This window comes from Exiguobacterium alkaliphilum 12/1 (assembly GCF_000714435.1).
Taxonomy (GTDB): domain Bacteria; phylum Bacillota; class Bacilli; order Exiguobacteriales; family Exiguobacteriaceae; genus Exiguobacterium; species Exiguobacterium alkaliphilum.
This window is the reverse complement of the sequence record NZ_JJMW01000008.1, coordinates 31631-52233: the sequence shown is the minus strand read 5'-3', so window position 1 is coordinate 52233 and position 20603 is coordinate 31631. Positions and strand designations below refer to the sequence as shown.

The following is a 20603-nucleotide window of genomic DNA, read 5'->3' as shown; positions in this document are numbered from 1 at the left end:
GTTGTTGACACGAAAAAGGGATTCAGTCGCATGACTGAATCCCTTTTGTGCTTACCCTTACGATGATTGTCCGACGACTTCACACACGACCAGATCTTCGAGCGTCTGTCTGCGGACGACGAGACGATGTGTCCCATTTTTCACGAAGACGACGGCCGGGCGAAGCATTTGGTTATAGTTGCTCGCCATCGAGAAGTTATAGGCGCCCGTCGCTTTGACGAGGAGCAAATCCCCTGCCTCGACCGGCGGGATGAGTGAACGGTTCGAGATGATGTCTCCCGACTCGCAACATGCGCCGACGATCTTCGCTTCGAGCGTCTTTTCTTCATTCATTCGTGTCGCTGCGATGACGTCGTACTCGGCGTCATAGAGGGCAGGACGGATGTTGTCCGTCATCCCGCCATCGACCGAGACGTACGTGCGGACACCGCTCACTTCTTTCACCGTCCCGACTTCATACAGCGTCGCCCCGGCGTTGGCGACGAGCCAGCGGCCCGGCTCGATCCCGATTTTCGGGAGCGGCAATCCGAAGCGGTTCACTTCCGCGATGAGCGTATCCATCACTTGCGTCATCGTGTCGGCAAAGTCGAGCGGATCGTCCGACTCGAGATAAGCGACACCAAAGCCGCCCCCGATATTCAACACGTCGGCTGTGAAGCCCGTCTGTTGACGAATCGTCTCGATGAAGTTGACCATCGTCTTCACCGTGTTGATGAACAGCGTCGGCTCTTGAATCTGTGACCCGACGTGGCAATGGATGCCTTGTAAACGAAGGCGATCCGCTTCAAGTGTCGCTCGGACGGCTTCTAAGTACGTGTCGTCATGTGTCGGGAAGCCGAATTTCGTATCGACCCCACCCGTCTGAATCGCCTCGTGGGCGCCTCCGACGACTTGTGGGACGATGCGGAGCAAGACATCGACGTCGACGTCATGCTGCGCGGCAAGGCCCGAGAGCAACCCGATTTCCCGCATGTTATCGATTGTGAAATGGGTGATGCCGTGCTCAAGCGCGAACGTGATATCCTGTACCGTCTTGTTCGACCCGTGGACGTGAATCCGGTCGGCCGGGACACCCGCATGAAGGGCGACGAACATCTCGCCGCGCGAGACGACGTCGATGCTTAGACCAGCCGCCATCACTTTCTCGTACACGGCCGCGATTGACATCGCTTTTGACGCATAGAGCGCATACGTGTTCGGATATTTGTCTAAAAATGCGCTCCGGACGAGGCCGAGGCGGCTCTCGAGTTCCGGTTCGCTCATGATATAGAGCGGCGTCCCATATGTCGCTTGAAGTTCACGAACGGACACGCCCTCGATCATACAAACTGATTGGTTGGTGGTGTACATACATTTCCTCCTTCATAGCGATGCGGGACACGCCATGAGCGTGCGCATAATTGTTCCGAGTTATTCGCATAACCCGTCCGCGTGATGTCGTCGATTTTCGTCGTGTTCCCGTACAATTCGACACGGTCCCCGATTTGAACCGACGCATCAACGCGTAAAAAGCTGTGACTCATAAAGATGTTGCTCACGAACGGGAACGCCTTCTCCTGAATGTGGACCGGTAAATGGCGCCGGGCCCGCATGAGCCCGTCCCCATAACCGACCGGAAGCACGGCGATGCGTTCTCTCGTTTCGGCCGTATAGCCCGTCCCGTATCCGACGTGCGCCCCCGCTTCGATGTCATGGATGGCGATGACTTCCGTCTCCCAACGAAATGCCGGGATGAGCCAATCGACCGGTTCCACGGAAGAGTAGCCATACAAGAAGATGCCGACGCGGACGTGTGTGCAGTGACCGAGGCGCGGGTCGGCTTGGAGCGTGGCCGCGCTATTGGCCGCGTGCACCACTTCAAACGTTTGCCGTTCCATCAGTCGCGTCGACCAGTCGGCGAACCGTTCCACGTGGACGCTATGCTCAATTTCTGCATTGTCCGCATCGGCGAGCGGAAAGTGTGTGCATAATCCGACGAGGTCAAGTCCCTCGTCTTGGCAATACGCGAGAATGGCGAGCGCTTCGTCATACGTCTTCGCACCGAAACGGTTCATGCCGACGTCTAGCTTCAAATGAAGACGAACGCCGTCCAATTGACTGCGCTGTGCGACGAGCCAGTCGTAGGAACCGATGGCGACGTCAAGCTGTTGCTCGTGCACACTCGTCCATTCATACACAGGATTCATGACGAGCACGCGGGCATCCGGTGCGCTTGACCGGACTTCCGTCGCCTCATCGAGCGTCGTCACCATAAAGTGACGTACCCCTTCTTCGTACAGCGTCGTCACAACTGGCTTCATCCCTAAATTATAGGCGTTGTTTTTCACGACGGCGAACACCGGTCGGCCGAGCGCCTCAATCCGACGTTTGTTTTCGCGAATCGCATTCAAGTCAATTGTGACTCCCATACAAAAACTCCTTTACTCTTTCACTGCTGCTTTGACGAACGTGACCCAGTCGCGACGGTGCTCGATTTGCCCCGTCACCGCTTCACGATAACGGGTGAGCATGTTCGTTGCGACCGTCTGCACGCCGCCTCCGATTGAAATGTTGTCGACTTCGATGACACTCGTCACTTCAGCCGCTGTACCTGTCAAGAAAATCTCATCCGCGACATAGAGCTCGTCCCGTCCGATATGACGTTCGATGACTTCGAACCCTTCTTCACGGGCAAGGTCGATCACCGTTTGACGCGTGATGCCGTCAAGCACTGAACAGTCGAGTGACGGTGTGAAAATCTTTTTCCCTTTGACGAGGAAGATGTTGGCGACGCTCGCCTCGCTGACGTTCCCGTTCATGTCGAGAGCGATCGCTTCATCGTAACCGTCTCGTACCGCCTCCCCTTTAAGGAGTTGCGAGTTCATATAGTTGGCCGCCGCTTTTGCCTGCATCGGCATCATCGTCGAAGATACGCGACGATACGAAGCGACTTTCGCCCGGATGCCGACCGTCTTGCTGAAATACTCGCCGAGCGGCCAGCACGAGATCGCGACATGTACTTTCGTTTCCTGTGTCGGCATGAGTGCCTGCCAAGGTGTGCCGAGGAAAACGAATGGGCGGATGTAACAGGCTTCGAATCCATTGCGCTCAATCAATTCGATTGTCGCTTGCTCGAGCTCATCGACCGTATAAGGTAAGTCGACATGATAGTACGCACATGAACGCACGAGTCGCTCTAAATGTTCGCGGAGTCGGAAGATGGCCGGGCCTTCCTCTGTGTGATACGCCCGAATCCCTTCAAAAAAGCCGCTGCCATAGTGAATCGCGTGCGTCATGATGCTCGTGTTCGCATCCGTCGGCTCGATCCAAGCTCCGTCTTGCCACATCCATTGTCCATACTGTTCCATCGTTCAACTCTCCCATTCATTTTTGATATTTTCTGTCTATTATACGTTACAGGGAGCGTAAGTCATCAACAAGTTGTGTTTTTTCTGCTGTTTTTTCATCTTTTTGCTTAATGATGCGGGCAGGCGTACCGGCGACGACGACGCCTGGCGGTACGTCTTGTGTGACGACACTACCGGCTGCGACGACCGCGTTCTCTCCGACACGGACGCCCTCCAAGATGACCGCGTTCGCACCAATCATGACACCGTCTTCGATGATGACCGGATCTTTTGAAGGTGGCTCAAGGACACCTGCGACAACTGCGCCGGCTCCAAGGTGGACGTTTTTCCCGAGTGTGCCGCGGGCGCCGATGACGGCGTTCATGTCGACCATCGAACCGTCACCGATGACGGCTCCGATGTTGACGACCGCGCCCATCATGACGACGGCATTGTTTCCGATTTGAACGTGGTCACGGATGAACGAACCTGGCTCGATGCGCGCATTGAGTTGAGTCGTATCGAGCATTGGGACGGCACTGTTGCGGCGGTCAAACTCGAGGTGCGAGTCCGTGATGACCGCGGCGTTCGTTTCAAGGAATGCCGCCGCACGTTCTGCTGTCGTCAAGAACAGCTTCGACTCATCCGATCCGAACGCTTTCGCGTCCTCGATCGTGAGACCGGCCAATTGACCGTTGACGTATAGTTTGACTGGCGTTTCTTTCTTGGCATCTTTAATGTATTGCGCGATTTCATAAGCGTTTGTGAGTAACATGAGTAGCCTCCTCGTATAGGTTCGTTAAATTGTAAAGTCCGGCCGGGCGGTCGAGAATCGTCGCCGCCGCGGCGAGTGCCCCGTTCGCGAAGACGCGTTTCGACAGGGCCGTGTGTTTCAATTCGAGCATTTCATCGTCTCCGACAAAGAGGACGGTGTGTTCACCGAAAATCGTGCCGCCACGCACCGAGTGCATGCCGAGCTCGTTTGCTTCCCGCGCCTCACGTCGTGGCGTCCGGTCATATACCGGTGTGACGTCACGTTTCGCTTCGATGGCACGGGCGAGCAGCTCCGCCGTCCCGCTTGGCGCATCGACTTTCTTCCGGTGGTGCGCCTCAATCACTTCGATGTCGTATCCGAGCGTGAGCGGGACGAGCTGGTCCAATAGCTGTTTTAGTAGCGCGATCCCATAAGACGTGTTATACGATTGGAAGATCGGAATCTCGTTTGACGCTTCCTCGATTTTCGCGAGCTCGGCTTCCGAGAACCCGGTCGTCGCGATGACGAGCGGGACTTTATTCGCTTTTCCGTAGGCGAGCACGTCATCTAACAGTGCCGGGTTCGAGAAGTCGATGACGACGTCGATGTCCGCCTCGACGTCTCGCAGTGACGTCGGATGTTCGCCGCCCGCCGGTGAAACGATGGCTGCGACGTTCAAGTTTTGGGTATGGGCGACTTCTTCGACGATCTGTCCCATCGCCCCGTATCCATGAATGAGTAGGTTCACTGTCTCACCTCGTTGAACTGCTCCATTGCCGACAAAAGTCTCGCCTCGGCCGTCGCGCTCATCGGGACGAGCGGGAGACGCGGTGCCCCAAACTCGAAGCCGCGTGCGTTCAATGCCGCCTTGACCGGAATCGGGTTTACTTCCGCGAACAGTTCATCGATGACTGGAAGCAATCGGATTTGCCATTTGCGAGCCGTCTCCAAGTCCCCGGCAAGGAGCGCCTCGGCGAGTGCGACGGTCGCACCCGGATAGACGTTCGAGAGGACCGAGACGACGCCTTGCGCGCCCCATGCCATGTACGGCAAGATCTGGTCGTCATTGCCACAATAGACCGGGAAGCCTTCCGGTAAATGGGCCATCATCTGAGCCATGACCGAGATGTCGCCGCTCGCTTCTTTGAGCGCAGCGATACGCGGGTGGTCAGCGAGTTCACCGACCGTAGCCGGTTCGAGGGCGACGCCAGTGCGTGACGGCACGTTGTAAAGCATGAGCGGAATCGGTGAAGCGTCGGCGATCGCCGTGAAGTGGGCGATGAGCCCGGCTTGTGTCGACTTGTTGTAGTACGGTGTGACGACCATCGCCATCTCGGCACCGAGCTCTGCGGCACGCTTCGTCTTCTCGATACTGAGCGCCGTGTTGTTCGACCCGGTGCCGGCGATGATGACGGCGCGTCCGGCTGCGATAGCGATCGCTTTCGTGAGGAGCGTCTCGAACTCATCGTCCGTGATCGTCATTCCTTCACCTGTCGTGCCTCCGATGACGAGCCCGCTCACCCCTTCCTTGATTTGATCTTCAATCAACGCTTCCCATGCGTTAAGGTTTAGCGATCCATCCTGTTGAAACGGTGTAGCGAGTGCGGTTGCGACTCCTGTGAACATATGATCTCCTCCTTATTTTGTGGCGGTCTGGCCAATCATGCACTGGGCGATTTGGACGGCGTTCGCGGCCGCGCCTTTTCGAACGTTGTCGGCGACGCACCAAAGATGGAACGTGTTCGGTTGCGACTCGTCGACACGGACGCGTCCGACGTACACGTCGTCCGTCCCGTTCGCATCGAGCGGCGTCGGATAGACGAGTTCATTCGGGTTGTCCATGAGGACGACGCCTGCTGCGTCACTGAGGACGGCTTTCACTTCAGCGAGTGTCGCCTCGCGGTCGAGCGTCACCGTGATGGAGACGGCGTGGCTATTGCGGACCGGGACACGGACACACGTCGCCGTGACACCGAGGTTCGGCGCGTTCAAAATTTTGCGCGTCTCGTCGATCATCTTCTGTTCTTCTTTCGTATAGCCGTTCTCGAGGAACACATCGATGTGCGGCAACACGTTGTCGTAAATCGGATACGGATAGTTTTGCGGTTCCTCCCCGCGTGCTCCGCGCTCTAAATCTTCAATCCCTTTTTGGCCCGAGCCCGAGACGGCTTGATACGACGTATAGGCGACACGCGTCAAGCCGTACACTTCAGCGAGCGGCGCGAGCGCGACGACCGATTGAATCGTCGAGCAGTTCGGATTGGCAATCAGTGTCTTGTCCGGGCTCAACTCGATTCGGTTCACTTCCGGGACGATGAGCGGGATGTCCGCCTGCATCCGGAAGGCGCTCGAGTTGTCGATGACGATGACGCCTTGTTCGCTAAGCCGAGGCGCATACTGTTCACTCAAGCTGCCTCCGGCCGAGAAGAGCGCGATGTCGATCGGGTCTGCGTAAATCGCGTCCGAGAGCTCCCGGATGACGACGTCCTTGCCGTTCACGGTCACTGTTTTTCCAGCCGAGCGGGCCGATGCGTAAAGCAACAGCTCGCTAATCGGGAATTCATATTCTGTCAATACGTCAATCATCTTTTGGCCGACGGCACCGGTCGCGCCGACGACGGCTACGTTATACATGTCGCGTCCTCCTTATAATTTGAAGCGTGTCGCGATGGCCGCGACGGCTGCTTCGACGTCTTGTTCGTTAATCGTGTATGAGATGCTGATCTCGGAAGTCGTGACCTGGTAGAACGGGATGCCGCTCTCACGGAACGTCGCGAACAATTCAGAGGCGACACCCGTCGCGTCGCGCATCCCGATCCCGACGACCGAGATTTTCGCATGCTCGGTATGGCGGTCAATCTTGATTTGCGGGAACGATTCCGTCAACTCGGCGAGCGCTTCTTCAAGGAACGCCTCTTCATCGAGCGGGCACGTGAACGAGAGGAATACTTCCCCGTCGAACGCCGTCTGACTGATCATATCGATATTGACATGGCGCTGTGACAATTTCTCGAAAATATCGGCAACCCCTGCCACCGAATGCGGGATGTGTTTAATCGAGACGCTGAGCACGTTTTTCACGACGCTCACGCTCGTCACCGCTTTTTGTTCCATTGCTTGGGTCATATCCATAATCCACGTTCCTCCTTCGCTCGCAAGCGTCTTTCCTACAAAAATGTTCACATCGTATTTTTTCGCGAGCTCGACGCTGCGCATTTCCATCACTTTCGAGCCGAGCGCGCTCATCTCCATCATCTCGTCGTATGAGACGGTATCCAACCGGCGCGCTTCTTTATGGATGCGCGGGTCGGCCGTGTAGACGCCGGCGACGTCTGTGTAAATCTCACAGCGTTTACTGAGGACGGCCGCTAAAGCGACGGCCGTCGTGTCCGAGCCGCCACGACCAAGCGTCGTGACGTCACCGAATTCGTTGACACCTTGGAAACCGGCGACGATGACGACGTCGTACGTCCGGAGCTTCTCTTCGAGCACTTCTTTTCGAATTGCCTTAATCTTACTTTTTGTATGGATACCCATCGTATCGATTCCGGCCTGCTGTCCGGTGAGTGAGATGGCCGCGACGCCTCGCGAGTTCAACGCGATGCTCAGCAGGCTGATCGTCTGCTCTTCTCCGACGGCGAGCAAGCGATCGAGTTCTCGAATCGTCGGCCGTTCCGTGATTTGCTTCGCGAGTGACAAGAGCGAATCCGTCGTCTTGCCCATCGCCGATACGACGACGACGAGCTTCTCACCGGCCTCGGCTCGGGTTTGCAAGTATTCAGAAATTGCCTGAATCTGTTCGATTGTGGCAACGGAGCTGCCTCCAAATTTTAATACGGTTGTCATCAAGTTCCCCACTTTCATGATGTCCACCAACAGAAAAAGCGGCAGACCGGTAGGAAGCACTCTCCCTACGGCCTGCCGCTTGTACGCGCAGTTGAAAAACGATTAAAGAATCGTTCCGTAGATAGCGCTCCATGGCATTTCATCCATGGCAGTGTAGGCGTTATTCACGACTACCCCAGCCTTCGTTCGTACGCATGCGAACGTCGACTTCGGCGAAATTCCCCTTTCGGCCCGATCCGGAATGCGTCCGTCTCGATCAAGCTTACTCATGTCATTCGCAACCTCTATCTGTCAGTTGTTAGTTTTAGTTATAACAAATGAAAAACGACTTGCCAACCTTTTTTTAGAAAAAAGGAAAATTTCTAAAAAGCATTACCACGTCTTTTTCATCATCCGGTGCGGGATGTCGGCGTCTAAAAACTCGTCGCCATACGCCTCATACCCGAGTCGCTCGTAGAACGGGAGCGCCGTCAGTTGGGCCCCGAGCTTCAACGTATGCATGCCTTGGCTGTTCGCGACGCGCTCAATCTCGAACATGACTTCCTGGGCATACCCGTTCCCGCGCGCCGTCTTCAATGTCGCGACGCGTTCGACTTTCCCGACGCCGTCTTCAACCGGCCGCAGCCGGGCCGTCGTCACCGGAACGTCTTCGACCGTTCCGACGACGTGGACACAGACCGGGTCGAGGTCATCATATTCGAGCGCCGGGTCGATGCCTTGCTCTTCGATGAAGACGACTTCTCGGACGTGTCGCGCTTGTTCAATCAACGTGTCTGTCTGACCGTGCTTCACTATTAACATGAGACGACCCCTTCCTGTAAACGTTTGACGACTTCTGCCGTCGCCTTCTCTAAGTCGAGCACCGACTCGAATCGTGCCTGCGCTTGTTTATGGCTGCCACCGCCTCGGCCAATCCCGAGGTCGTCGAGCGTCCGTTTCAAAAACTTTCCGATGGCGATGTCGTGCGTCCCGTCATGCATGAGAATCAACTTTTGGGCCGTATGATTGGCCCCGACGGCAATCCGTCCGGTCGCGGCAATCCGTTCGATAATCATCGTTGTGAGCGTCTCGCCTTCGGTCTTGCCGATATGTGTGATCACGTAATTGTCTTCTTGTAAGAAGGCGGCCACTTTCGCCTTGGCGACCCGGGCCTCAAGCGCCTTCACTTCTTTCTCACGCTCAATCCGAGCGTTCCGTTCTTCAAGGACGCGGGCCGCGACGGTCTCGTTCGTCGTCGACAACGTCTGATGGACCGTCCGAAGTGCTGTGCGTGCCGATTGAGTTTCCCGGATTGCCCGCCGACCGGCAACGTATGTCAAACGGACGTTCCCTCGGACTTTTTTCAAAGCCGTCACGTGTACGAAACCGAGTTGTCCGGTCGATGCGACATGAGTCCCGCCGCATGCGTTATAGTCGAGACCCTCGACTTCAACGATGCGAATCACCCCGGTACGGTCAGTCGGCTTTCGCAACTTCGTCTGATCCACTTCACTTACATCAAGCTGACGGATGTGAATCGGACGGTTTTCGTAAATGACCGTCGCCACGTCTTGCTCGAGTTGCTCGATTTGCGCCCAATCGAACGCATGCGTCCCAATCTCAATCGAGGCGTCATCGGTTCCGATACCGAAACTGAGCGTCTCGATGCCGTATCGGTCTTCAAGGATGGCCGTCAACACGTGTTGCGCCGTATGTTGGATGGAATGGTCGCGACGTGTCGCGACGTCGACTTGTGCAGTCACTGCTGTACCGACTTCAAGCGGACGCTCAAGCAAGTGCCAGACGACGCCGTCAACTTGTTGAACATCGTGTACCGCTTCGTCCGCGATCGTTCCGGCATCAGCCGGTTGTCCGCCGCCTTCCGCATAAAAGTGCGTCTCTTGAAGCGCGATCCAGTGCCCGCGCTCATCTTGTCGTTGTGCCGTTACCATCGTTTTAAATTCCCATCCGGTCATAAGTAGAACCTCGTTTCTCTATAATGTGTTCAGACAACTAGTTTGATTTGGTCTATAATAAGTCATAATCCTTATGAGTCAGGAGCGATTGAGATGTTACAGATTGATAAAAAATCCCCGCTTCCTATTTATTATCAAATCGAATCTTATTTAAAGCAACAAATAGATGACGGGTTTCTGCAACCCGGTGATCTCATCCCGTCCGAACGCGAGTTTTCCGAGACGTACGATGTCAGCCGGATGACCGTCCGCCAAGCGATCAAAAACTTGGTCAATGACGGCTATCTCGATCGCCAAAAAGGGCGCGGCACGTTCGTCGCGACGAACAAAATCTCGATGACACTCTCCGGTTTGACGAGTTTCACCGAAGAAATCAAACACCGCGGCATGCGGCCGTATTCACGCCTGCTCTCGTTCCAAACGATTCCGGCCCCGTATAAAGTATCACGTCGCTTGAGCGTCGCGCTCGACACCCCGGTGTACGAGATGAAACGCCTTCGCTTGGCCGACGAGCAAGTGCTCGCCCTCGAGACGGCCTACATCCCTGTCTCCTTATTACCCGAGTTGACGAAAGAGGACGCCACCGGGTCAATCTATGAATATGCCGAGCAAGCTGGGCTCCATTTGAAAAATGCGACGCAGACGCTTGAAGCCCGAAGTGCCGGTGAGGAAGAAGCCGAACTCTTGACGATTGAGCCGGGGGCACCGGTGCTCTTAATCGATCAACGGACGTACCTCGATAGCGGAGACATGTTCGAATATAGCCGCTCGTTGTTCCGTGGCGACGCCTACTCGTTCACGGTCGCGATGGAGCGGTCATAATAAAAACGATTGCGAGGTGGCAAATCGTTTTATTGTGCTTCATATGTGATTCCAGATGGGTCGTACATATACGACTCGAGCTCTGAGTCGGTCATCGCCTGTACTTCGTTTCCGGCATCCGCTTGTTGGACACGGTAACGGACCTCATCGAGCAATGGCTCGTTCAAGAAGTAGTAGAAATGTCCGTCACTGGCGCGGGCACCTTCACCCGTCAACTGGTATTGCACCGTGTTGTTGAGCGCACCGACGTCTTCAATCAAGCGCATGTAGTCGTTCGGTCCGAGCGTCGTCTGCATATTGTCACCGACGGCCTTCAACACTTTATCGTAGTTGTTGAGGAGCGACGTCCCGAGCGACTGTTCGAGCACGGCGTTGATGACTTCCATCTGACGTTGACCGCGGCCGATGTCACCGCGTGGGTCGTCATAGCGGTTGCGGACGTAAGCGAGCGCTTCTTCACCGGTCAATTGCTGGAGGCCGGCCTCGACTTCGACGACCTCACGCGAAGCGTCGTAGCTGTTTTGTTTCGACGAGAACGGGACGTCAATCTCGACACCGCCGACGGCATCGATAAAGTCGACGAACCCTTGGAAGTTGAGTGAGACGACGTGGTCAATCTCAATCCCGACGAGGTTTTCGACCGTCTTCGTTGACATCCGCATACCGTTGTTCGGGTTCGACTCGTCCATCGAACCGAAGTAATAGGCGTGCGTGATTTTGTCTTGGTCAAGACCTGTCTTCCCGTACGGAATGTTGTAGCCGGTATAGTCGATGTTGACGTATGAGTCACGCGGGATGCTAAGCATCGTCGTCTGTTTTTCTTTCTTGTTCAAGATGACGACGATCATGACGTCAGAACGTCCGTATTCACCACGTGCTTTCTTCTGGGGCGATAAATCCGTCCCGAGCACGAGGAAGCTTTCAGTATCTTCTTTATCAAACCGGGTCGGTTCTACCATCGGGTCGTCGTCAAGTGTCACTTGTGTCCCCGACAACATGTTGTGTGCTTTATAAAAGGCTGTCCCATACATGCTCGAGCCGGCGATGATGACGATGAGTAATACTGCACTGAACAGTTTATAAAACGCAGACGGTCCTGTGCGACGTCTACGAGCCTGGGTTCTAGAATTCATATGTTTCTCCTTCACGGTCGAATGATACGAGCTTCACTTATTATAGAGGAAACGATACCGTTTGTCGAAAACGTTTTGATGACAAATTCATTTCCATACAATTTCCCACAAATGAAAAACCTGCGGACTGATGTCCGCAGGAGTCAAGCTCGGATAGAGAAGAAACGGGCCGCGGCCTCATTGCCTCGGGCTTGGAGCGCCTCCGCGCATCGCGACGCCGCTTCCTTGTCGAGGACGACCGTGACGCTCGGGTGGGCCTGTAGAATCGTCGCCGGCCACTCGATCGTCGGGACGCTCTCAATCATGTGATGGACCGCTTCCGCTTTTCGTGTCCCGGTCGCGACGAGGACGATCTCACGTGCGTTCATGATCGTGTCGAGGCCCATCGTAATGGCTTGGGTCGGCACTTCGTCAATCGAGTCGAAGAAACGTCGGTTCGCCTCGCGTGTCGACTCTGTCAATTCTGTCACGTGCGTCTTCGCGTCGAGCGCAGTCCCCGGCTCATTAAAGGCGATATGTCCGTTCTCGCCGATTCCGAGCAACTGCAGGTCGACACCGATCGAACGGACGAGCGCCTCGTAACGTGCCGTCTCTTGTTCCGGGTCGGGCGCGTCCCCGCGTGGCACATGGCTCTCCTTGAACGGCACGTCATCGAACAGCTTCTCTTCCATGAAGTGATGATAGCTTTGAGGGTGGTCCGGCGCGAGCCCGATATATTCATCCAAATTGACGCTCGTCACATGGCTGCAATCCAATCGGTCTTGTTTGAACATTTTATACATGCCGACCGGCGTACTCCCGGTCGCAAGCCCGAGGACGAATTCACGTTTCCCGGCCAGGCGTTCTTTAATGAGCGTGTATGCAATCTGTTCGGCGTCTTGTGGTGTATTGGCGACTAAGATGTTCATGCGTGCTCCTCCTTCTGAAAGACGATTCGCCCACGGTGAATCGTCTGTTTGACTGATAACGTCTCGTCCCAGATGACGAGGTCGGCGTCAAAGCCGCTGGCGATGTTCCCTTTATGTGTCAACCCGAACTCGCGCGCTTGGTTGAGCGAAGTCATCTTCACGGCTTCTTCGGTCGTACAGCCGGTGAACGCGAGGATGTTCCGAAATGCCGCGTCCATCGTCAACACGCTTCCCGCCAAGTTGCCCGCTTCTAGACGGGCAGCACCCGCCTCCACGATGACAGGCTGTCCGCCGAGCTCATACCGTCCATCGGGCAATCCTTTGGCCCGCATCGCATCCGTGATGACGACGAGCCCGTCTGCCCCTTTCATCCGATAGGCGAAGTCGACCATTTCCGGGCGGCTGTGAATCCCGTCCGGAATGATCTCTGCCATCACGTCCAGTTCGAGCAGGCAATAGCCGACCGTTCCGGGCTCCCGGTGATGCAGTCCGCGCATCTGATTGTATAGATGCGTCCCGTGTTTGACGCCCGCTCGCTTATTCTCGACGTATGTCGCGTTCGTGTGACCAGCCGACCCGATGGCCCCCGTCTCACGCATCACTCCCTCGAGTTCCCGTGCGCCCGGTCGCTCCGGTGCGTACGTCACGAGCCGGATATGTCCGGCTGCCTCCTGTTGCCATGAACGGAACAACTCCGCATCCGGGTCGACAATGTATTCGGCCGGTTGCGCCCCCGCGTTCTCGACGTTCACGAACGGCCCTTCTAAATGGATCCCGATGAGCGACGTATCATTCGTCTCGATGACACGGCGCGTCGCCTCGAGCGCACGCGAGATGTTCGACGGTGACTGGGTGATCGTCGTCGCAAAAAATGATGTCACGCCTTCAGCAAACATCGATTCGGCCCATTGGCGCAACGTCGTCTCGTCAGCGTCCATCGTGTCGACGTCATACCCGCCGTGGACGTGCACATCAATCATCCCAGGGGTGACGAGCGCACCGGAGACATCGTGTACCGTTTCCTCTTGTTCGACATAGTCTGACATCGAGCCGACTTGTTCGATCGTCGCCCCGTTGATTCGAATAAACCCTCGTTCAAACGTCTCGTCGCCCGAGACGATGTGTGCATTGATAATCACCATCATCAATCTCCACCTTTCTACCACTGTTCTTCCCCATTATCATAACAAATAACTAGTATAGTTGTATATACCAATTTAACCACATTGAATTTCTTTTCACGAAAGAAGACCCAATCTGTTGACGAACCAAATCATGACATGTGATTTGGTTCATCTTCTTTTGGATTCAATGGTCCCGTGGCGCACTGCCCGACATAAAATTGAAGAAATGTAAAGACGAGAGACCTCACAAGTTCGGCCTCTCGCGGCGCTCATCCGGCGGCGCCGGAGACTCCTAAGGGGATAGCGAGCGCAGCAGCGTTACGCGATGCGGCTCCCTGCTCGCCCCTAGGAAAGCGAAGGCGCCAAGAGGATGAGTGAAATCATTCTGTTAGTCAACAAACCGAGACCCAGTCAGTCGACTGGGTCTCCCATATACTTACGATTTGATTTCAACCGGTTCCGGTTTATAACGCCGGACGATATACACGAGACGAACAAATAAGAGCACGGCCCCAGCGGCAAGTCCGGCGATGAGCCCAATCCAATACCCGTCCGGACCGACACCGAGCGGTTCGGCGAGCGTATACCCGAGCGGCAGCCCGATCACCCAGTAGGCGATGAGTGACAAGACGAGCGTCACGTTCACGTCTTTGAAACCACGCAAAATCCCTTGAATCGGCGCGGCGACCGCGTCCGACAGTTGGAAGAACACCGCGAAGATCATGAAGTGGGCGGCGAGTTCGACGACAGCCGCGTCGTTCGTATAAATCGCGGCGACCCGTTCGTTTTGCCAGAACAAGAACGCCCCCGAGAAAATCGACACGGCCAAACAGAGCGAAAGGCCGATCTTAGCGTATCGGACCGCATCTTTTAAGCGGCGGGCCCCGAGCTCATAGCCGACGACGATTGTGAGTGCACTCGATGCGGAGAGCGGCAACATGTAGACGAACGATGCGAAGTTGATCGCCGCCTGGTGCGCGGCGACGATATTGTCGCCGTACGAACTCAACAGAAGCGTGACCGCCGCGAAGATGCTCACCTCGGCAAAGATGGCGAGCCCGATTGGCGTCCCGAGTTGCAACAGTTCTTTTTGGCGTGGCCAAAGCAGTCGTTCAAACGAGCGCAAGAAACGATACTCGAGGAACGGTTTGCCGCTTCGGACGAAAGCGAGCGCCATGAAAAATAGAAGCCAATACGTGATCGCCGAGGCGATGCCTGCCCCGATGCCACCGTAAGCCGGGACGCCGAGTTTTCCAAAGATGAAGATGTAGTTTAAACCGACGTTAATGGGTAACCCTAATAGTATAAGCAGCATCGAGACGCGCGTTTTGCCGAGTGAATCCATAAGCGTGCGTAACACGTTGAACAAGAACATCGGCAACACCCCGAACCCGAGGGCGAGCAAATACCCTTTGGCGATGCGCTTCCCTTCTTCACTCAGACCCATCCCGTCGACGGCAGTCGGCACGAGGATGAATCCGAGGATGAGCGTCGCGATGCTCAGGCCGACCGCTAAGTAGACGCCTTGGAACAACGTCCGTTGAATCTGCTGGATATTTCTCGCCCCGAGCGCTTGCGCGACAATCGGCGCGACAGCGAGCAAAATCCCGCTCAGTCCCGTATAGACCGGCATCCATAGACTCGACCCGACGCCGACACCGGCCAAGTCGACCGCTCCGGCCCGGCCGGACATGACCGTGTCAAAAAAGCTGATTAAGTAAAAAGAGACTTGTGTCACCAAAATCGGATAGAAGATGGTGAAGAACAGTTTGATTTTTTCTTGAAGCGTATGTGTTTGGTACATGGACAACCCTCATCTCATTTCAGAAAGGAAACAGTAGAATGAATCAACGGAATGCGGAAAAACTAAAATATGAGTTGCTCGAGACGTGGAATACGTTCAACCATTATATGACCGAAGCGCTCACGTTTCAAAACAGTGAAGACATCCATCAGGCGCGCGTTCACCTCCGGAAGCTGTTAACGTTCATGCAACTGTACGAGACGAAACCGTCCACGTATCGTCAGCTGAAACAACTCATGGAGGCACTCGGAACGGTTCGGGACGGCGACGTACTCGTCGAGGCGCTCGAGACCGATTCGGAACTCGATATCGCTTTTCTCAACGAGATGGAGCGACAGCGTGCCGTCAATCGAACCGTACTCGCCACCCGCGTGAGCGAGAAGATGACGCCGTCACTCGACCAACAAGTGCGTCGTTTCCTCGGTGGCCAGCTGTTCCGCGCCTTCAAAAAACAAGACGCGGCGTCTTTCCTCGAGAAAGCGAAAGATGAACGAAAACGTCGCATCGCCACCCATAAAGAAGCGTCACAGATGGCCGACCGGCTCGAGACGCTTCATAAAGTCCGGCTCGCCGTGAAACGCGAGCGCTATTTGCATGAATATTTGTTGAACTATGAGGACGAGGCGTCGAAAGACCAAGTCCATAAATTAAAACGGCTCCAGACCGAGCTCGGGAACATGAACGACCACCATCAGTTATTGTTGCGCTGGTCCGCGTTCACCCCGCCCGAAGAGCTGAGTGCCGCATATGAATCGAAACTGCGCCAACTCGAGGCAGAACTCGACGAATCGGTCAACGCTGTCAAGCTTTAACGTGACGTATAGCGTTCGACGAGCAGTTCAAGCAACTTCATCCCGGCAATCGAGTTCCCTTTTGAGTCGAGGGCGGGACCGAAAATTCCGAATCCGACATCGCTCAGCCCGAGCTCATGCTTGCCGGTCGCGAGAATCGCACCCGACACGCCACTCTTACCAGGAAGTCCGACGCGGACGGCGAACTCGCCCGAAGCATCGTACATGCCGCACGTCGTCATGATCGCTTTGACGATTCGGACGACACGGCGCGGAATCAACTCTTCGCCTGTCACCGGGTCCTCGCCGTTACCGGATAGAATCCGGCCGATGCGAGCCAAGTCAAAACAATCGATTTCGATGGCACATTGCTTCGTGTATACATCGATAATCTCATCGACGTCTCCTTCGACGATGCCGTGATGACGCATGAAATAAAGCAAGGCCCGGTTCAAGTCGGTCGTCTCGTATTCCGAGCGGGCGACTTTTTCGTTGTAGCGCACCTCTTCGACAGGCACGTTTAATAACGTCGCCAAAAATTGACGAAACTGATAAATCTTCAGCTCGGCCGTGTCGCCTAAAATCATACTCGTGACGGCGAGCGCCCCGGCGTTGATCATCGGGTTGAGTGGTTTTGACGGCACCGTCTCTTCAAGTTTTGCAATCGAGTTGAACGCATCCCCGGTCGGCTCCATCCCCACTTTCGAGAACACGTAGTCTTCGCCAAACTCCATCAAGACATAACAGAGCGTGAGCGCCTTCGAGACGCTTTGAATCGTGAATTTATGATGGACGTCACCCGCATGGATGTAAGAACCGTCAGGCAGACAAATCGCCACGCCGAGTAAATCGTCTTTCACATGAGCCAGCTCTGGAATATAATCGGCCACTTTCCCTTGAGCCGTATACGGACGACACTCGTCGACCAAATGCGCCAACTGCTGTTCTAATACGTTCATCATCATCACCTCATATCCGATAGTTTACAACCGGGTCATCTTACCACATCTTCTCGCGGTTATCCATCCGGCGGCCCGTCATCTTTATACCACTTGTCATCGGCCCATAGGATCGGCGGGCTCTCTTCGTCGCCCTCGAGCTTGTCGCCGTGCCGATTCATCACGAGGATGAACGTGATGACGCCTACGATGACGACGGACGCCATCAGCCAGAATGAGAGCATGGCAGTTCCTCCTTTTCAATCGTGACAGTTTTGTCTAACAACGGCGTGATACTTATCCTATGTCTCGTTGCCGATTCTCGGTACCGTTAAGCGTGAGACTATACGGAAATGGGTGAATGAATTGAAACAGATTGCAATCATCGGCGGCGGAATCACCGGGCTTGCCGCCGCCTATTACGCCAAACAAGCCGGGGCGCACGTCACACTCTATGAGGCGAACGATCGACTTGGAGGGAAAATCAAAACGATTCATCGGGACGGATTCGTCCTCGAGTGCGGACCCGACGGCTATATGGCCCGGAAACCGACGCTGACCGACTTGATTCAAGAGCTCGGCTTAGACGGGCAGCTCGTTCGTTCGAAGACTGGGACGTCGTACATCTATGTCCGTCAAAAACTGCGTCAAATGCCGGACGGTTCCGTCATGGGCATCCCGACAAAGTTTTGGCCGATGGTCAAGACCGACTTATTCACGTGGCGCGGCAAGTTCCGGGCCGGGCTCGACCTCGTGCTTCCGCGCGTCTATCACGGCACAGACATCTCGCTCGACACGTTCTTCCGTACCCGGCTCGGTCCTGAAGTCGTCGAGTCGATGATCGAGCCGCTCTTGTCGGGCATTTATAACGGGACGCTCCAAGACATGAGCATCGAGTCTACTTTTCCTCAGTTTATCACGATTGAACGGAAAAAACGCAGCCTGATCCTCGGCATGAAAGCATTGACACCGCCCGTTCAAGCCGGGGCCACACCTCGTGAGGCAGGGAAGTTCTTGTCGCTCCGTAACGGGCTCGGCACATTGACTGAAGCGCTCCGACCGGCCATCGATCAGCTTTATTTGAACACACGCGTCGCCGCGATTCGCCCGCATGAAGTCGAGCTCTCGGACGGGACGGTCGAGACGTTTGACGGTATCATTCTCGCGACTTCTCCAGAGGCGCTCGGCCCGATGCTCGGATTGGCTGAAGCAGCACAGTTATCCGACTTGAAACGAACGTCTTCCTTGACCGTGCTCGCCGCCTTCAAAGAGACCGATGTCGCAGCGCTCGACGGGACCGGGTATGTCATCGCCAAACGGGAAGGCAACGCACTGACCGCATGCAGCTGGATGCATAAGAAGTGGCCGCACATGGCACCTGCGGGTATGGCGCTCCTACGCGTCTATATCGGATCCGAGCACGTGCCTCCCCTGTTGAAGGAAGACGACGAGACGATTGCCGCGTTTGCCTTAGACGAGCTACGAACGATTCAACACGTCGGGAAGCCGCTCTTCACGAAAGTCGAACGGCACCTCGATACGATGCCCCAATATGAAGTCGGCCATAAAGCGTACGTCCGTTCCTTCAATCGTGCCCTCGCCGCACTGGACGGGGTCGAGGCGTGCGGCGCGATTCTTGACGGGGTCGGATTGCCGGACTGTGTCGATTCGGCCAAACAGGCCGTCGAACGTCTGAACGTAACGCCAGAGGTGCTCGTATGAGCGGAATCGATTACAACGTCAATCCGTTCATCGTCATTTGGGAAGTGACGCGCGCCTGTGCGTTGTCGTGCGTCCATTGTCGGGCCGAGGCCCAATATCATCGCTATCCCGATGAACTCGATACAGATCAGGCGAAAACGCTCATCCGGGACATTCACGCCATGGATAACCCAATCCTCGTCTTCACCGGCGGCGACCCGCTCATGCGTGACGACTTATTCGAACTGACCTGGTACGCAGCCTCGCTCGGCATGCGCGTCTCGATGACGCCTTCGGCTACCCCACGCGTGACCCGCGATGCGGTCAAGCGAGCTAAGGCGGCCGGACTTTCACGCTGGGCGTTCTCAATCGATGGACCGGACGCCAAGTCGCACGACTACTTCCGAGGCACACGCGGCAGTTTCGATCGGACATTGCGCGGCATCTCGTACTTTCAACAGGAAGACATGTCATTTCAAATCAATACGACCGTCACGGAATACAACGTGGACCAACTTCCCGCGATTGCCGAACTCGTCGGTGCGCTCGGCGTCTCCGTCTGGACCCTCTTTTTCCTCGTTCCGACCGGACGCGGTTCGCTCTTACAACCGATCACACCAGAGCGGCATGAAGAAGTGCTACGTTGGGCTTTCGCTCTCCAAGCCGAAGTCCCGTTCATCGTCTCGACGACCGAGGCCCAGTTTTATCGCCGCGTCGCTAGACAAGAGAACGCGCGCCGGAAACAACTCGGGCTTCCACCCATCGGTCATCCGCACGATGATTTGGCAAAAGCGCCACGTGGGACGAACGATGGGAACGGGTTCGTCTTCATCTCACATACCGGTGACGTCCAGCCGTCCGGTTTTCTCCCGATCAAATGCGGCAACGTCAAACAGTCATCGCTCGCCGACCTTTATCGACATCATCCGGTATTCACCTCACTCCGGGACCCCGATACGCACGGAGGCAAGTGCGGGTATTGCGAATATCGTTACATCTGCGGCGGTTCGCGGGCCCGTGCGTTCGCCGTGACGGGCGACTATAAAGCCGAAGAACCGTACTGCGTCTATCAACCGTCTACGTAAAAAGAATCATTTTACATTTTTTCGGTTTATCGTATGATAAATGTAAATATATTGAATTTGCATTTACCTCGATAAAGGTGGAGATCACATGTTCGTGTATGTCCCGATTGACGGCTTGTTTTACATCGGCCTCGCACTCATCGCCTTGATTAGCTATCCGGTCGGCCATTTGATCATGCGATTTGGAAAGACCGTGAACGGCGGATTTTACTCGCTCGTCGCGGTCAGTCTCGGTTTGTTCTTTTGGCTTGTGATTTGGTTTGACGAGGCCGCGCGACAGCGTGATATGGGGACAATCCCGGTCGTCTTCAATTTTGCGTTCGCCGTCCTGTTGTATGTAACGTTTCTCGCACTCAGCTATTTCGTCCTACGCGCCGTCCATCGACGCACACGAGTCAATCACTAAAAAAGGAGCG

General features: G+C 55.5%; 21 protein-coding genes and 1 riboswitch. Of the genes, 5 read left to right on the top strand and 16 right to left on the bottom strand.

What is annotated here, in order from left to right:
- Positions 1 to 57: 57 nt before the first annotated feature.
- The 10 genes from lysA to RT52_RS00345 all read right to left on the bottom strand — a co-directional run bounded on the left by lysA (position 58) and on the right by RT52_RS00345 (position 9881).
- A complete protein-coding gene (lysA, locus tag RT52_RS00390) occupies positions 58 to 1350 on the bottom strand; it encodes a diaminopimelate decarboxylase (RefSeq protein WP_034814375.1) in 1293 nt (430 codons plus the stop codon).
- Positions 1320 to 2408, bottom strand: coding sequence for an alanine racemase (gene alr, locus RT52_RS00385; protein WP_034814373.1), 1089 nt, complete (start codon positions 2406 to 2408; stop codon positions 1320 to 1322). The genes lysA and alr overlap by 31 nt, the downstream gene beginning before the upstream one ends.
- Before the next feature lie 12 nt (positions 2409 to 2420).
- On the bottom strand, positions 2421 to 3347 hold the full coding sequence (locus tag RT52_RS00380) for a branched-chain amino acid transaminase (protein WP_034809956.1): 927 nt from the start codon (positions 3345 to 3347) through the stop codon (positions 2421 to 2423).
- 46 nt (positions 3348 to 3393) lie between these two features.
- Positions 3394 to 4101: a 2,3,4,5-tetrahydropyridine-2,6-dicarboxylate N-acetyltransferase gene (dapD, locus tag RT52_RS00375; RefSeq protein WP_034809958.1), complete on the bottom strand. Its 708-nt coding sequence runs from the start codon at positions 4099 to 4101 to the stop codon at positions 3394 to 3396.
- Entirely contained in the window at positions 4079 to 4828 is a 750-nt protein-coding gene (gene dapB, locus RT52_RS00370; RefSeq protein WP_034814371.1) for a 4-hydroxy-tetrahydrodipicolinate reductase, read from the bottom strand. The genes dapD and dapB overlap by 23 nt, the downstream gene beginning before the upstream one ends.
- On the bottom strand, positions 4825 to 5706 hold the full coding sequence (gene dapA / locus RT52_RS00365; protein WP_034814369.1) for a 4-hydroxy-tetrahydrodipicolinate synthase: 882 nt from the start codon (positions 5704 to 5706) through the stop codon (positions 4825 to 4827). The genes dapB and dapA overlap by 4 nt, the downstream gene beginning before the upstream one ends.
- Positions 5707 to 5718: 12 nt before the next feature.
- Entirely contained in the window at positions 5719 to 6714 is a 996-nt protein-coding gene (locus RT52_RS00360) for an aspartate-semialdehyde dehydrogenase (protein ID WP_034814367.1), read from the bottom strand.
- Positions 6715 to 6726: 12 nt separating this feature from the next.
- Positions 6727 to 7926 carry an aspartate kinase gene (locus RT52_RS00355; RefSeq protein ID WP_034814424.1) on the bottom strand — a complete coding sequence of 400 codons (1200 nt, stop codon included), beginning with the start codon at positions 7924 to 7926 and terminating at the stop codon, positions 6727 to 6729.
- Between the two features lie 114 nt (positions 7927 to 8040).
- Positions 8041 to 8221, bottom strand: a riboswitch (Lysine riboswitch).
- Between the two features lie 77 nt (positions 8222 to 8298).
- Complete coding sequence (locus RT52_RS00350) at positions 8299 to 8727, bottom strand: GNAT family N-acetyltransferase (RefSeq protein ID WP_034814364.1); 429 nt, start codon at positions 8725 to 8727, stop codon at positions 8299 to 8301.
- Complete coding sequence (locus tag RT52_RS00345) at positions 8721 to 9881, bottom strand: alanine--tRNA ligase-related protein (protein ID WP_034814362.1); 1161 nt, start codon at positions 9879 to 9881, stop codon at positions 8721 to 8723. The genes RT52_RS00350 and RT52_RS00345 overlap by 7 nt, the downstream gene beginning before the upstream one ends.
- Positions 9882 to 9974: 93 nt before the next feature.
- Between RT52_RS00345 and RT52_RS00340 the strand changes: the two genes are divergently transcribed.
- Positions 9975 to 10703: a GntR family transcriptional regulator gene (locus RT52_RS00340; protein ID WP_034814360.1), complete on the top strand. Its 729-nt coding sequence runs from the start codon at positions 9975 to 9977 to the stop codon at positions 10701 to 10703.
- Between the two features lie 29 nt (positions 10704 to 10732).
- Here the strand turns inward: RT52_RS00340 and RT52_RS00335 are convergent, their stop codons facing one another.
- The 4 genes from RT52_RS00335 to RT52_RS00320 all read right to left on the bottom strand — a co-directional run bounded on the left by RT52_RS00335 (position 10733) and on the right by RT52_RS00320 (position 15672).
- Positions 10733 to 11836: an LCP family protein gene (locus RT52_RS00335; RefSeq protein ID WP_034814358.1), complete on the bottom strand. Its 1104-nt coding sequence runs from the start codon at positions 11834 to 11836 to the stop codon at positions 10733 to 10735.
- A 143-nt stretch (positions 11837 to 11979) separates the two neighbouring features.
- Entirely contained in the window at positions 11980 to 12744 is a 765-nt protein-coding gene (nagB, locus tag RT52_RS00330) for a glucosamine-6-phosphate deaminase (RefSeq protein ID WP_034808995.1), read from the bottom strand.
- Complete coding sequence (gene nagA, locus RT52_RS00325; RefSeq protein ID WP_034814356.1) at positions 12741 to 13889, bottom strand: N-acetylglucosamine-6-phosphate deacetylase; 1149 nt, start codon at positions 13887 to 13889, stop codon at positions 12741 to 12743. Before nagA ends, nagB begins: the two co-directional genes overlap by 4 nt.
- 415 nt (positions 13890 to 14304) lie before the next feature.
- A complete protein-coding gene (locus RT52_RS00320; RefSeq protein WP_034809000.1) occupies positions 14305 to 15672 on the bottom strand; it encodes an MATE family efflux transporter in 1368 nt (455 codons plus the stop codon).
- A 38-nt stretch (positions 15673 to 15710) separates the two neighbouring features.
- Between RT52_RS00320 and RT52_RS00315 the strand changes: the two genes are divergently transcribed.
- The gene (locus RT52_RS00315) at positions 15711 to 16484 is read left to right on the top strand and encodes a CHAD domain-containing protein (RefSeq protein ID WP_034814354.1); all 774 of its coding nucleotides are present in this window, start codon (positions 15711 to 15713) and stop codon (positions 16482 to 16484) included.
- Here RT52_RS00315 and glsA read toward each other — a convergent pair.
- Together glsA and RT52_RS16430 are read right to left on the bottom strand one after the other, a co-directional pair.
- Positions 16481 to 17425, bottom strand: coding sequence for a glutaminase A (glsA, locus tag RT52_RS00310; RefSeq protein ID WP_371816171.1), 945 nt, complete (start codon positions 17423 to 17425; stop codon positions 16481 to 16483). The genes RT52_RS00315 and glsA overlap by 4 nt on opposite strands.
- A gap of 56 nt (positions 17426 to 17481) precedes the next feature.
- Positions 17482 to 17646: a hypothetical protein gene (locus tag RT52_RS16430; protein WP_167331249.1), complete on the bottom strand. Its 165-nt coding sequence runs from the start codon at positions 17644 to 17646 to the stop codon at positions 17482 to 17484.
- A 112-nt stretch (positions 17647 to 17758) separates the two neighbouring features.
- On the opposite strand from RT52_RS16430, the gene hemG reads away from it, so the two are divergent.
- The 3 genes from hemG (at position 17759) to RT52_RS00295 (ending at position 20593) form a co-directional block, all read left to right on the top strand.
- Complete coding sequence (gene hemG / locus RT52_RS00305; protein WP_034814352.1) at positions 17759 to 19123, top strand: protoporphyrinogen oxidase; 1365 nt, start codon at positions 17759 to 17761, stop codon at positions 19121 to 19123.
- Entirely contained in the window at positions 19120 to 20187 is a 1068-nt protein-coding gene (locus RT52_RS00300) for a TIGR04053 family radical SAM/SPASM domain-containing protein (protein ID WP_034814351.1), read from the top strand. Before hemG ends, RT52_RS00300 begins: the two co-directional genes overlap by 4 nt.
- A gap of 88 nt (positions 20188 to 20275) precedes the next feature.
- A complete protein-coding gene (locus RT52_RS00295; protein WP_034809007.1) occupies positions 20276 to 20593 on the top strand; it encodes a hypothetical protein in 318 nt (105 codons plus the stop codon).
- Positions 20594 to 20603 lie beyond the last annotated feature (10 nt).